Annotated in this window: 10 protein-coding genes and 1 riboswitch; of the genes, 5 read left to right on the forward strand and 5 right to left on the reverse strand. The window is 41.0% G+C overall.

The genetic code is table 11. From position 1 onward, the window contains the following. Window positions 1-97 precede the first annotated feature (97 nt). The 4 genes from ACPUEN_RS06805 to dprA all read left to right on the forward strand — a co-directional run bounded on the left by ACPUEN_RS06805 (window position 98) and on the right by dprA (window position 4,200). Complete coding sequence (locus tag ACPUEN_RS06805) at window positions 98-1,879, forward strand: DEAD/DEAH box helicase (protein WP_425639355.1); 1,782 nt, start codon at window positions 98-100, stop codon at window positions 1,877-1,879. A 76-nt stretch (window positions 1,880-1,955) separates the two neighbouring features. Further along, window positions 1,956-2,660 (forward strand): RsmE family RNA methyltransferase, encoded by a 705-nt coding sequence (locus ACPUEN_RS06810; protein WP_425639356.1) that lies wholly within the window; start codon window positions 1,956-1,958, stop codon window positions 2,658-2,660. Window positions 2,661-2,747: 87 nt separating this feature from the next. Continuing rightward, entirely contained in the window at window positions 2,748-3,101 is a 354-nt protein-coding gene (locus ACPUEN_RS06815; RefSeq protein WP_111613102.1) for a MerR family transcriptional regulator, read from the forward strand. Continuing rightward, window positions 3,082-4,200 (forward strand): DNA-processing protein DprA, encoded by a 1,119-nt coding sequence (gene dprA, locus ACPUEN_RS06820; RefSeq protein ID WP_425639357.1) that lies wholly within the window; start codon window positions 3,082-3,084, stop codon window positions 4,198-4,200. The genes ACPUEN_RS06815 and dprA overlap by 20 nt, the downstream gene beginning before the upstream one ends. Here the strand turns inward: dprA and ACPUEN_RS06825 are convergent. Then, window positions 4,197-5,057: a hydroxymethylglutaryl-CoA lyase gene (locus ACPUEN_RS06825; protein ID WP_425639358.1), complete on the reverse strand. Its 861-nt coding sequence runs from the start codon at window positions 5,055-5,057 to the stop codon at window positions 4,197-4,199. The two genes, dprA and ACPUEN_RS06825, sit on opposite strands and share 4 nt — an antisense overlap. Window positions 5,058-5,372: 315 nt before the next feature. Here ACPUEN_RS06825 and ACPUEN_RS06830 point away from each other — a divergent pair, with 315 nt between their 5' ends. Continuing rightward, window positions 5,373-5,894, forward strand: a complete 522-nt coding sequence (locus tag ACPUEN_RS06830) for a hypothetical protein (RefSeq protein WP_425639359.1) — start codon at window positions 5,373-5,375, stop codon at window positions 5,892-5,894. A 73-nt stretch (window positions 5,895-5,967) separates the two neighbouring features. Here the strand turns inward: ACPUEN_RS06830 and metF are convergent, their stop codons facing one another. The 4 genes from metF to ACPUEN_RS06850 all read right to left on the reverse strand — a co-directional run bounded on the left by metF (window position 5,968) and on the right by ACPUEN_RS06850 (window position 12,242). Continuing rightward, window positions 5,968-6,921 carry a methylenetetrahydrofolate reductase [NAD(P)H] gene (metF, locus tag ACPUEN_RS06835; RefSeq protein WP_425639360.1) on the reverse strand — a complete coding sequence of 318 codons (954 nt, stop codon included), beginning with the start codon at window positions 6,919-6,921 and terminating at the stop codon, window positions 5,968-5,970. Next, window positions 6,918-9,614 (reverse strand): methionine synthase, encoded by a 2,697-nt coding sequence (gene metH / locus ACPUEN_RS06840; RefSeq protein WP_425639361.1) that lies wholly within the window; start codon window positions 9,612-9,614, stop codon window positions 6,918-6,920. Before metH ends, metF begins: the two co-directional genes overlap by 4 nt. Window positions 9,615-9,618: 4 nt before the next feature. Continuing rightward, on the reverse strand, window positions 9,619-10,671 hold the full coding sequence (locus tag ACPUEN_RS06845; RefSeq protein ID WP_425640159.1) for a homocysteine S-methyltransferase family protein: 1,053 nt from the start codon (window positions 10,669-10,671) through the stop codon (window positions 9,619-9,621). Window positions 10,672-10,736: 65 nt separating this feature from the next. Further along, a riboswitch (SAM riboswitch) is annotated at window positions 10,737-10,835 on the reverse strand. A 90-nt stretch (window positions 10,836-10,925) separates the two neighbouring features. Then, window positions 10,926-12,242 carry a hypothetical protein gene (locus tag ACPUEN_RS06850; RefSeq protein WP_425639362.1) on the reverse strand — a complete coding sequence of 439 codons (1,317 nt, stop codon included), beginning with the start codon at window positions 12,240-12,242 and terminating at the stop codon, window positions 10,926-10,928. Window positions 12,243-12,309: the final 67 nt, after the last annotated feature.

Below are 12,309 nucleotides of genomic sequence, written 5' to 3' on the forward strand. Positions count from 1 at the left end.
AATAAGACAAAGAACAATTTTTCGTGCCGTGAATTCCTTACTGTCGCTTGTCGGGATATTTATTAGGACCGAATGGCAGGGAAATTAAGGAAACATCATGGATCAAACACTCAAGTTCTCAGACTTGGGAATTTCTGCGGAAATTCTTAAGTCAGTGGAAGAGATGGGCTATACCCAACCTTCCCCAATTCAATCACAATCAATTCCTTTTATCCTACAGGGTAGAGATGTCATCGGACAAGCTCAAACTGGTACGGGTAAAACAGCAGCTTTTGCTATTCCAATTATCGACCTAGTCGATTCGGATTTCAACAAGCCTCAAGCAATTATTCTTTGCCCTACACGTGAACTTGCTGTTCAGGTAGAAGGAGAAATCCAGAAACTTGCAAAATACCACAGACAGATTAATTCTGTTGCCATATATGGTGGTGAGTCTATCGACCGTCAGATCAGAGTTCTTCGCAAAGGAGTTCAGATCGTAGTTGGTACTCCGGGCCGTGTACAAGATCACATCAACCGTGGCACATTGAAGCTTGATTCAGTTGGCATCCTAGTTTTGGATGAGGCTGATGAGATGCTAGACATGGGTTTCAGAGATGATATCGAGGCTATTCTTCAGGAAATGCCAGAAGAAAGACAAACTGTTTTCTTCTCAGCAACAATGGCCAAGCCTATCATGGACTTGACTAGAAAATACCAGACAAATCCTGAGATCGTTAAAATCGATAAAAAAGAACTTACGGTTTCTAATATTGAGCAAACATATTACGAGGTTAAGAATCCATTGAAATTGGAATTGATGGCTCGTTTGATGAACGTTCACAACATCAACCTAAGCGTAGTATTCTGTAATACTAAGAGAATGGTAGATGAAGTTACTGAAGGCTTAATAGCTAGAGGAATCGCTGCTGATGCACTTCATGGTGACCTTTCTCAAGCTCAGCGTGACAAAGTAATGGGTAAGTTCCGTAAGGGGCATTGCAAAGTACTAGTTGCAACCGACGTAGCTGCAAGAGGTATTGACGTGGATAATGTTGAAGCTGTATTCAACTTCGACCTTCCTCTGGATGAAGAATATTATGTTCACCGTATCGGTCGTACTGGCCGTGCAGGCAGAGATGGTAAAGCAATCAACTTTGTAACAGGAAGAAGAGATAGCTTCAAAATGAGAGATTTGGAAAGATATACCAAAGCTACTATCACGAAGATGTCCCCTCCTTCTGCAGCTGATTTGATCGAATTGAAAAAAGCTCAATTCGTAAAAAGCGTAACAGAACAAATTGAGAAATCAGAAGATAATCAACTATTCGAAGCTACTATCGGACAGATGCTTGCTGAAGGACTTACGATCGATCAGGTAGCTGTAGGATTGATGAAATTAGTAATGGGCGACTCAGTGAAAGAAATGAGCGAGCAGAACTTCAGCATTGATACTTACGGTGGTGGAGATAGAAGAAGAGAAGGTGGACGTGACGGAGGAAGAGGCGAACGTGGCGGAAGATTTGAAAGAGGAGAGCGTGGCGATAGAGGCGGAAGAAACGAAAGAGGTGGAGAACGCGGTGGCGAAAGAAGAAGAGAATTCGGATCTCGTGACGGTGGCTCAAGAGACGGTGGTAAAAAACCTGAGAGAGCTCGTGAAGCAAACATGACTCGTTTATTCCTGAATCTAGGTAAAAAAGATAGAATCAGACCAAATGACATCGTAGGAGCTATAGCAGGAGAAACTGGTATTCAAGGACGTAGCATCGGTGGAATCGATATCTATGACAACTTCTCTTTTGTAGATGTTCCTTCTAAAGACGCGGATCAAGTGATCAACGGAATGAAGAATAACACCATCAAAGGCAAGTCTGTCAGCATGGAAGTATCAAAAGGATAATAGGTTATAAGGTTTATATAATACTAAGGCACATTTCTAAGGAAATGTGCTTTTTTTGTGTCTTAGAGATTTTCATATGCAACTTTTTTTTCAAGAAAATATTTCTCCTCCCCTGATCAGTTTGGAGCCTGATGAGTCAAAGCATCTCTGTAGGGTGCTTCGCAAAAAGCAAGGTGATCAAGTCTTTGTTACGAATGGAGAAGGGACACTTTTCGATTGTGTGATCATAGAGGCAAACCCAAAAAAAACCAGCCTTAAAGTTATAAAAACCACCGAGGTAGAGAAAGAACCATTCCACATCCACCTGGCAATCGCTCCTACTAAAAGCCCAGATCGAATGGAATGGATGGTGGAGAAAATCACAGAAATTGGATTCCATGAACTGACACTTTTGGAAACTATGAACTCTGAAAGGAGTTATCTCAAGACCGATCGACTTGTGAAAAAGATCATTTCTGCATGCAAGCAAAGCTTGAAGTACCGAGTTCCAACGCTTCACCCGGTTTCCAAACTGGATGAGGTTCTAGATTCTGGAGAATTTGAAGGCTATCAGAAATTCATTGCTTATGTGGATGAGCACCATGATCATCACTTATTTGACAGCGCAGAGCCAAATGGAAAATACTTGATTTTAGTAGGCCCAGAAGGTGATTTTGACCCAATCGAAATTGAAAAAGCTTTTGTGGCAGGGTTTAAGCCAGTATCTTTGGGTAAAGCAAGATTGCGTACTGAGACTGCCGGACTTGCAGCTGTTCAGATGCTACAAACACTAAATCGATAAAATAATCGTTTTTTTCTTGTTGAGTAAAAGTTCTTGTTGAAGAACCTATCGCATTTTCATTAATTTAGAGCTAAAGATATTTTTACCGTGCCGTACAAAGAGCGAGAAATAGAAAAGAAATACCACTCCATTGGGGAAGTAGCACAAATGTTCAAGGTTGCACCTTCTTTGATAAGATACTGGGAAGGTGAATTTGATATTATTCGCCCAAAGAAAGATAGAAAGGGCAATCGTCGGTACACCAAGGTTGATATCCAGAAGATCAAGTACATCTATCATCTGGTAAAAGAAAAAGGGTACACACTTCAGGGCGCTCAGGAAGTGATCAAAGCCGGCAAAGAGCAAGGATTTGATAAGGTTCAGGCAGTGCAGAAGCTTCAGGAAATCAGAGATTTTTTAATAAATATTCGGGACGAATTCAATGCAAAATCAGGCTCATGAGGATCTAAGATATCTTCTCGCATTATCCCTAGCTCCAAAAATTGGTCCTAGCGTATTTAAAGCCATTATAGCCTATTCAGGTTCTGCAACTAATTTTTTTCAACTACCAAGAGGAAAGGTTGCCAAAACTCCCAAAGTCGGTGAAAAACTTCTTGCATTACGAAATCAAGAAAACGAGCTGCTCAGAAAAGCTGATGATTTGATCAAGGAGTGCCAAAAAAGGAATTTCGAAATACTAAGTTCAATCCACCCACACTTTCCGCAGCGATTCAAGCAACAGGAAGATAGCCCTGTTGTGATATTTGCCCAAGGGAAAGCCAACCTGAACTTTGATCGAACTGTGGGCGTCGTAGGTACACGCAGCGCAACAAGCTATGGTAAATCCGCCACTCGCAAAATAATCGAAGACCTTGCTATTTATCAACCTGCGATAATCTCCGGTTTGGCCTACGGGATAGACATTGAAGCACATAGAGCCGCTTTAGCAGTAGGTCTACCAACAATTGCTGTAATGGGCTCCCCTATTGACCGGATTTACCCAGCTGTTCATAGAAAAACGGCAGAATCCATACTAGAAACAGGTGGGTTGATTAGTGAGTATGCCCCAGGAAGCACCATGGTTCCAGGTAACTTCCCGGCTAGAAATCGAATTATAGCCAGTCTTTCCGATGCACTGATCGTAGTCGAAGCGGCTGAAAAAGGCGGAGCATTGATCACGGCTGAGATAGCCTATAGTTATGATAAAGATGTCTTTGCAGTCCCTGGAAACCTGCAATCCCAATACAGCGAGGGTTGCAACTTGCTGATCAAGAAGATGAAAGCGAATATATACACCGGGCCAAACGACATTGCTGAAGCACTTTTTTGGAGCAAACCGGGAGAAGTCAAAACTCAGAAGCCTAGTTTTGATTTGACAAATCGGGATGAAGATGAGCAAGAAATCCTTAAGCTCTTAAAGGAAAAAGGCGATGTGGAAATTGATTCTTTGAGTATTTCCACGGAAATACCTTTGGGATTACTATCCTCTAAACTCTTGGCCTTGGAATTTGAAGGAATCGTAAAGTCCCTTCCTGGAAAAAAATACAGGTTGTTGGTTTAAGGATTTCTCGGATTAAAAACAAACCCAGCCAACTTCATAGCTTCTCCAAATTCCAATTTATTCAGGTTAAGATCAAAACCATCAGTCTCCAAAGTCTCTATCATAACTTCAGTTGCCATATTGCCGACCAACTCATCCTTTGCCATAGGACAACCACCAAATCCCTTTAGCGCCCCATCAAATCTTTTACAGCCTGCCTTCACTCCTGCTCTGACTTTTTCTGCAATATCTTCTGGCTTACTATGAAGATGTGCACCAAATTCAATGTGGGGAAAAGTAGCAATCTGAAGACTCAACAAACTCGTAATCAAAGTAGGGTCTGCCACGCCAATCGTATCAGATAATGAGATGATTTTCACTCCTAACTGATCTAGCTTCTCAACAAACTCAGCAATTATCTCCGGAGAATAAGCATCACCATAAGGATTACCAAAACCCATGCTTAGGTAAGTCACCAGTGTCTTTCCTTTCACCTCACAGAGATTCTGGATTTCTTCAACAGTTGTTAAAGCCTGAGCTATGCTGGCATTTGTATTTCGCTGTTGAAAGATCTCAGATACAGATAGCGGAAAACCCAAATAATCTATTTCAGGGAAATGCATTGCATCTTCTGCCCCTCTTACATTGGCTACAATACCAAGCAGCTTACTCTTTGCATTGTGCAAATCCAACAAACTCAATACTTCAGCTGTATCACGCATCTGCGGAATAGCCTTGGGACTCACGAAACTCCCAAAATCAACCGTATCGAACCCAACTTCCAGAAGTTGATTGATATAGGCTGCTTTGATGGCTGTATCTATAAAATCTGGAATTCCCTGCATCGCGTCTCTTGGACATTCTATAAGCTTGATCATACCCAAAGATATCCAACTTGATCTCCATACCAATAAATTCAAAACGGATGCGGATCATTCTTCACAACTCAAAAGGAAAATAGAAGCAAATTATGTGGAGGGTTGGGAAATTTTTTTCATGAATTGTGGAGTATAAGTTAGGATAAACTACCTGAAACTATTGGCTTAAAACAGAGTAAAAACAGCCTAAAAATAGAACAGAAGCCGTTTTATCGACTTTTTTGAATTTATGCTTTTTAAGTTGGTAGAAGGATTGCACACTGAACCAATGTATATAACCACTAACAACCTTTTTACAACAAAACCAACCTTAAAATGAAAACGAAAGCAACACTTATTATAGGAGCATCAGCGTTGGCGATGTTTGCCTGTGACACGAAGAACTACACTGAGCAAGATCGTGTAGAAGTAACTACCAACCTTGAAAATTATGTGGATAGCGTAGAGACTGCAGTTAAAATAATTCCAGTTCACAACTGGTCAATTATCGATGAACGATACGATAGCTTGGACAATAGAGCAGAAAAAGTTTATGAGGACTTGAAAGTCGAAGATGACAACTTGGAAATGATCGAGGAGCGCTATGAAACTATAGTGAAAAATGCCAAAGCTGAATCTGAGAACTTTGAAAGAACTGCCGAGATGCACATGGACAATGTGGAAACTTGGTGGGACAAAACTACTGCTGATATAGAAAAAGGCACCAAAAATACAGCTGAGGACATTGAAGATGCCACTCAGGAAAGCTTAGATTGGCTGGAGAAAAACTTTGACAAGCTAAGCGATGAAACCAAAAAGGAGTTTGAAGAAATCTCTTTGAAACTTCAAAAAGATTAAGAGTTTCAATTTACCAAAAAGCCTTCTGAAAATTAATTCAGAAGGCTTTTTGCTTATATTTCAAGTTGCAATTCTAGAATATTTCCTTCGCAATTTTATACGTAGTATCCGCTTTACTCATGGTGTAGAAATGTAGCGATGGAACCTGCTTTTTCACCAATTCCTTACACTGCTGAATTGACCATTCAATACCTACTGCTTTGACCTCTGTATTTGTTTTACACTTTTCCAACTCATCCATAAGCGGATCAGGCAAGTCCAAAAAGAAGGTCCTTGGCAGCATGGTAATTTGACCAATAGTCGTGATAGGCTTAATTCCTGGAATGATGGGAACTGTAATCCCGGCAGCTCGAACTTGGTCTACGAACTCAAAGTACTTCGCATTATCAAAAAACATCTGAGTTACGATATACTCTGCTCCTTTCTCCACTTTTTCTTTCAGTCGCTTCAAGTCAAACTTAAGACTCGGCGCCTCAAAGTGTTTCTCAGGATAGCCCGCTACTCCCACACAGAAATCAGTCTGAAAACCAATCTCCGTCTCCTCATGCAAATATCTTCCTTCATTCATACGGACGATCTGCTCCACTAATTCACAGGCATAAGAATGACCTTCAGGTTCAGGAATAAACTTTCCCGAAGATTTTGGCGCATCACCACGAAGCGCTAGGACATTTTCTACCCCGATGAAATTGAGATCTATCAAAGCATTCTCAGTTTCTTCTCTGGAAAATCCTCCACAAAGTAAATGAGGCACAGCATCGACTTTGAATCTATTCATAATCGCTGCACAAATGCCCACTGTACCCGGACGTTTTTTGGTACTCACCCTTTCAAGTAAGCCATTCGGATGCTTTTTGTAAATAAACTCCTCTCTGTGGTAAGTCACATCTACGAAAGGCGGATTAAAATCCATCAAAGGAGCAATTCCTTCAAGCAATTCTTTCAAACTTTGCCCTTTCAGCGGAGGTAATATTTCAAAGGAAAAAAGCGTGTCTTTCGCGTTTCCTAAGTGTTCGGTTATCTTCATGAAGTAGGTTCTACTAGGGTTAAATTAGGTTGGTAAGCAAGGTTAGGAGATAATAAACGCTCAGCTTCCTTGAGTGTAATACCTTTTCGCTCAGCATAGCTGGCCACTTGATCTTCTCCTATTTTTCCAAGGCCAAAGTATTTACTTTCTGGATGTCCAAAGAAATATCCTGAAACTGATGATGTAGGATACATAGCAAAACTGGAAGTCAGTTCGATTCCAATTTCCTGCTCCATATCCAACAGCTGTGAAATCGTGGTCTTCTCCGAATGCTCAGGACAAGCCGGATAGCCTGGCGCAGGTCTGATTCCGAGGTATTCTTCACGTACCAAGGAGTCATTTTCCAGATTTTCTTCTGGAGCATAGCCCCAATATTCTTTTCGAACTAGTTCATGGATATATTCAGCAGCAGCCTCAGCTAATCTGTCTGCAATGGATTTGAACATGATATCATTGTAGTCATCACCTGCTTTCTGGAATTCGGCAAGTTTCTTTTCCATTCCGATTCCTGAGGTGACCGCAAAACATCCCAAATAATCTTTCTCGGAAGGATGCAAATAATCAGCTAAGGAGCGATTGGGTACTCCCTTCCCTTTTTTGCCTTGCTGGCGCAAAAAGTGAAAGGATGCAGTCTTATTTCCAGCTTCATCAAATACCACTGCATCGTCTTCAGATCTTTGTACAGGGTAAAGTCCGAAAACCGCATTCGCAGAAAGCCATTTTTCTGCAATTGCTCGATCTAGCATTTCATTTGCCTCATCATAGACTTTCTTGGCTTCAGCTCCGACTACAGGATCAGAGAATATCTTTGGAAACTTCCCACTGAGCATCCATGTACTGAAAAATGGAGTCCAGTCTATGTACTTTCTTATCACATTTAAGTCCAGATCTTTTAAGACCGTTCTTCCAAGTTTTTTGGGAGCAACCGGCGCATAAGTATTCCAATCTATTTCAACTGGATTTGCTTTGGCTTCTTCATAAGAAACAAGTTGCTTCAAGGATTGCTTCGCTTCATGCTCTACTCGAAGTTGAGCATATATTTCCTTGTATTTGATTCTATAAGCTTCCTTCGTTTCCTCAGAAATGGCCTCTCCAGCTATGGGAACAGACTTACTAGCATCCATTACATGGATCACAGTACCGCTATACACCGGGTCGATTTTCACTGCAGTGTGAATTCTTGAAGTAGTAGCACCACCTATGAGCAATGGGATTTTGATCCCCTGCCGTTCCATCTCAGAAGCCACATTGACCATCTCATCCAATGAAGGAGTGATCAATCCGCTGAGTCCAATGATATCAACCTTATTTTTTACGGCCTCATCGATGATTTTCTGGGCATCCACCATCACTCCTAAATCGATAATTTGATAGCTATTACATGCTAAAACCACACCCACGATATTCTTACCGATATCATGAACATCGCCCTTTACTGTTGCCAAAAGAATTTTTTTCAGGGAAGACTCCTCGGCTCCTTCTTCAGGTAAAGGCATAAATGGTTCCAAATAGGCTACCGCTTTCTTCATCACTCGGGCAGATTTCACCACCTGAGGAAGAAACATTTTTCCCTCGCCAAATAAATCACCTACCACGTTCATTCCATCCATCAAAGGGCCTTCGATAACCTTCAGCGGATTTTTCAGCTCAAGTCTCGCTTCCTCTGTATCTTCTACGATAAAATCCAAAATCCCTTTTACCAAGGCATGCTCCATGCGTTTGGACACAGGATCAGAGCGCCAAGCTTCATTAATCACTTCCTTTTTATCGGCAGACTTTACAGTTTCCGCAAAATCAAGCATACGCTCAGTGGCATCCTCTCTTCTATCAAAAAGCACATCCTCCACTCTTTCAAGCAAGTCCTTTGGAATATCGTCGTAAATCTCCAACATGGTTGGGTTCACGATGCCCATGTCCATACCGCTTTTGATTGCATGGTATAGAAATGCAGCATGCATTGCCTCTCTGACTGGGTTATTTCCTCTGAAAGAAAAACTCACATTACTGACTCCACCACTGACTTTGGCACCAGGAAGATTAGCTTTGATCCACTTGGTAGCATTGAAAAAGTCAAGTGCATTTTTGCGATGCTCATCCATCCCAGTAGCAACCGGAAAAATATTCGGATCAAAAATGATATCCTGAGGGTTAAACTTCACCTGATCCACAAGGATTCGGTAGCTTCTCTCACAGATTTCTATTCTTCGCTCATAAGTATCCGCTTGTCCGGCTTCATCAAAAGCCATCACCACTACTGCAGCACCGAATTTCTTTACAGTTTTGGCTTGTTGAATAAACTCTTCCTCACCATTCTTGAGAGAAATAGAATTCACAATTCCTTTTCCCTGTACACACTTCAATCCTGCGACGATAATCTTCCATTTGGAACTATCGATCATAATAGGAATTCTGGAAATCTCAGGCTCTGAAGCGATCAGATTGAGAAATTTGACCATCGCAAATTCCCCATCAAGCATCCCTTCATCCATGCAGACGTCCAGCACCTGTGCTCCGCCTCTAACTTGATCCAAGGCTACCTCAAGTGCCTCATCGTAATTTCCATTCAATATCAAGCGGGCAAATTTCTTCGAACCAGTGATATTAGTTCGTTCGCCTACGTTGACAAAATTAATTTCGGGTGTAAAAACCAAGGGCTCTAAGCCCGAAAGTTTCATGTAGTTAGTTCTTGCCATCTTCTCAGTCCAACGTTTCTTCTAATTCTTCTTCTTGTAACTTTCTAGGCTGAAAATTGGCAGCCATATGTGCTAATGCGGAAATATGCTCAGGCGTTGTACCACAGCATCCACCTAGGATATTTAGCATTCCTTCTTTCAAAAAGTCTCTCACTTGGTCAGCCATTTCATTGGCTCCTTGATCGTATTGACCAAATTCATTTGGCAAACCGGCATTTGGATATGCACTCACAAAAAATGGTGCTTTGCTAGCCAGCACTTTCAAATAAGGTCTCAACTCTTTCGCTCCCAAAGCACAATTCAGTCCAACTGATAGTAAAGGCACATGAGAAATTGAAATCAAAAATGCTTCTGTAGTCTGACCGGAAAGAGTACGTCCAGATGCATCGGTGATAGTACCCGAAATCATAATTGGAATACCTCCATCTTTTGGATCCAAAGGAATATTCCGCTCTTCGTAAACATCCTGGATCGCATAAAGCGCTGCTTTAGCATTCAGGGTATCAAAAATCGTCTCCACCAAAATGATATCTGATCCTCCATCCAACAACCCTCTCACCTGCTCAGCATATGCTTCCGCTAGCTGATCAAAAGTAATCGCTCGGTAACCAGGATCATTCACATCCGGGGAAAGTGAAGCTGTTCTATTAGTAGGCCCAATAGCTCCAGCTACAAATCGAGGTTTATCAGGATTTTGTGCTGTAAATTCGTCTGCTACCTCACGAGCTAGCTTTGCTGATTCAAAATTGATCTTATACGCTAAATGCGAAAGGTTATAATCAGCCTGAGCAATCGTAGTAGCGGAAAATGTATTTGTTTCGATAATGTCAGCTCCAGCTTTGAAATATTCGGCATGAATATCTTTGATTATCTGAGGTTTGCTCAGAGATAGCAAGTCATTATTTCCCTTCAAAGACTTGGGATGATCTGCTAATTCAGGAGTTCTAAAATCTTCTTCAGTCAAGGTATAACGTTGAATCATGGTACCCATGGCTCCATCGAGTATTAAAATACGCTGCGAAAGTTGCTGAAGTAGGGATTCCGTTCTGTTTTGCATACTATTTTTTTGTTGTTCAAAAAGCTTGTCGAGCAAAACACGGAGAGAAGTACAAAGTACTAGTCCGCTCATCTGTTTCCGATAAATCGGAATGGGAGTTAGCACCTTGGCTACAGGTTGCTAAGACGTCGTTGGGCCCTTCCCTCAGTCTTTCTCGATAAGCAGCTCAAAGTTAATATCATTTTGATAATATAACAGGAGTTTCGCTTAAAAGGCTTCACTAAAAAAGGATTTGTATTGAAATAAAAATAAAATTAAGGCTTAACTCCGATTCCGAAACTCAAATAAGGTCCAGCCATATAACTTGACATACTTAGGTTACCCAGCCTATAATTTGCCAGAGGAATTTCATATCCAGCTGCTGCAGTGAATACAAGTTTATACAGTTTACGCTTGGTCATCGGGATTCCATAATCCACAAAGACCTCTGGCTTCATCATTAAGCCACTATTTTTTAAATAACCATCAAATTTACGCTGCTCAAATAACTCAGGAAAATCAGGTTTATCCACTTTCAAAAGTGAATATCGAATATTGCCAAATCCTAAGCCTGCGAGTGCTCCCACCCCAAAATTTCTGTATTTGATCAGATTATATCCCATATTGCCGTAGACTCTAAGGCTATTCAATGAATGATTTTTTGCTTCATTTGCAGCTCCACTCAAAGCAAGATTATAGAGTTCTGCACCATATAATAAACGTTCCGTATTTCCCAAAATTCTCAAGCCCCAATTGGATGGTGCTCCATCCAAAGAATTTAACCCTGCTTCTTCCAACTTAGCATTGAATTCTTTGGCGTTGCTGAAGTGAACACCTCGAATAAGAGAAATGCTAATGCTGGCATCTTTATAAAAGAAATTTCCATCTGGAAGTGAAATGCCTGCTCCCACTCTGAGGAAAGCTCCATTTTGCGTATTGTCAAATGAAATACCATTCATGTTCCATTTACCCTGCAAAGGACTAAATGAATACCCCATTTTTGTGATCAGCTGCAAGGCCTCCTTCCTCCCAGGAAGGTCGAAATCATAGCTTAATTGAAAGCCAATCTCTGTTAGGAAATTCCCGTAATTAAAAGTCCCTTTATGAATATCTTTTTTCCGTAATACAAATCCCTGTTCAGGATTTGCTAAAAATGAATCAAGATTTTTTGAGGGCTGAGAGGGTAACATTTGAAAATTAAGGAAACCTACACCCAAGGACATGTAATGAATCAATTGAAAACGGGACTCTTCTGTAAATGCATAGCCAACATTCAACAACGCTCTGGAAGTCCTGTAATTCATCCTATAATCATCCAACTTGCTAACTCCTCCTCTATTATGAAGGAGATCCATACCTAGCACAAAGTCATTTATCCTAGTCTGATAGCCTACCCCAATAGTTTGGTATCTATTTCTAAGTCCTGACAATCCTCTGTCTTGAAGTAGTTTATCAAATTGATTGAGTTTGCCACCAGAGGTTCCGAGAAGTGCATAGAAAGTCGGCCTTTTTGTAACAAGTTGTTGCGCGGATGAAGTTGCAACGATAATAAAGAAGAAAAAAAGGAAAATATATCTATGAAAAAGGGGCATTGATTAGTCGGTTTGAAATAAGCTGGTAAAAACCCACAGCTTGTAGGCAAAATTAATGCTAAACCGA

The sequence above is a fragment of the Algoriphagus yeomjeoni genome (assembly GCF_049821175.1).
Classification (GTDB): Bacteria; Bacteroidota; Bacteroidia; order Cytophagales; family Cyclobacteriaceae; genus Algoriphagus; species Algoriphagus yeomjeoni_A.

Bases quoted from the DNA above. Each gene is read 5' to 3' on its own strand.
- ACPUEN_RS06825 (WP_425639358.1), bottom strand. From the start codon at position 5,057: ATGATCAAGCTTATAGAATGTCCAAGAGACGCGATGCAGGGAATTCCA.
- ACPUEN_RS06805 (WP_425639355.1), top strand. From the start codon at position 98: ATGGATCAAACACTCAAGTTCTCAGACTTGGGAATTTCTGCGGAAATT.
- ACPUEN_RS06830 (WP_425639359.1), top strand. From the start codon at position 5,373: ATGAAAACGAAAGCAACACTTATTATAGGAGCATCAGCGTTGGCGATG.
- metF (WP_425639360.1), bottom strand. From the start codon at position 6,921: ATGAAGATAACCGAACACTTAGGAAACGCGAAAGACACGCTTTTTTCC.
- ACPUEN_RS06845 (WP_425640159.1), bottom strand. From the start codon at position 10,671: ATGCAAAACAGAACGGAATCCCTACTTCAGCAACTTTCGCAGCGTATT.
- metH (WP_425639361.1), bottom strand. From the start codon at position 9,614: ATGGCAAGAACTAACTACATGAAACTTTCGGGCTTAGAGCCCTTGGTT.
- dprA (WP_425639357.1), top strand. From the start codon at position 3,082: ATGCAAAATCAGGCTCATGAGGATCTAAGATATCTTCTCGCATTATCC.
- ACPUEN_RS06810 (WP_425639356.1), top strand. From the start codon at position 1,956: ATGCAACTTTTTTTTCAAGAAAATATTTCTCCTCCCCTGATCAGTTTG.
- ACPUEN_RS06850 (WP_425639362.1), bottom strand. From the start codon at position 12,242: ATGCCCCTTTTTCATAGATATATTTTCCTTTTTTTCTTCTTTATTATC.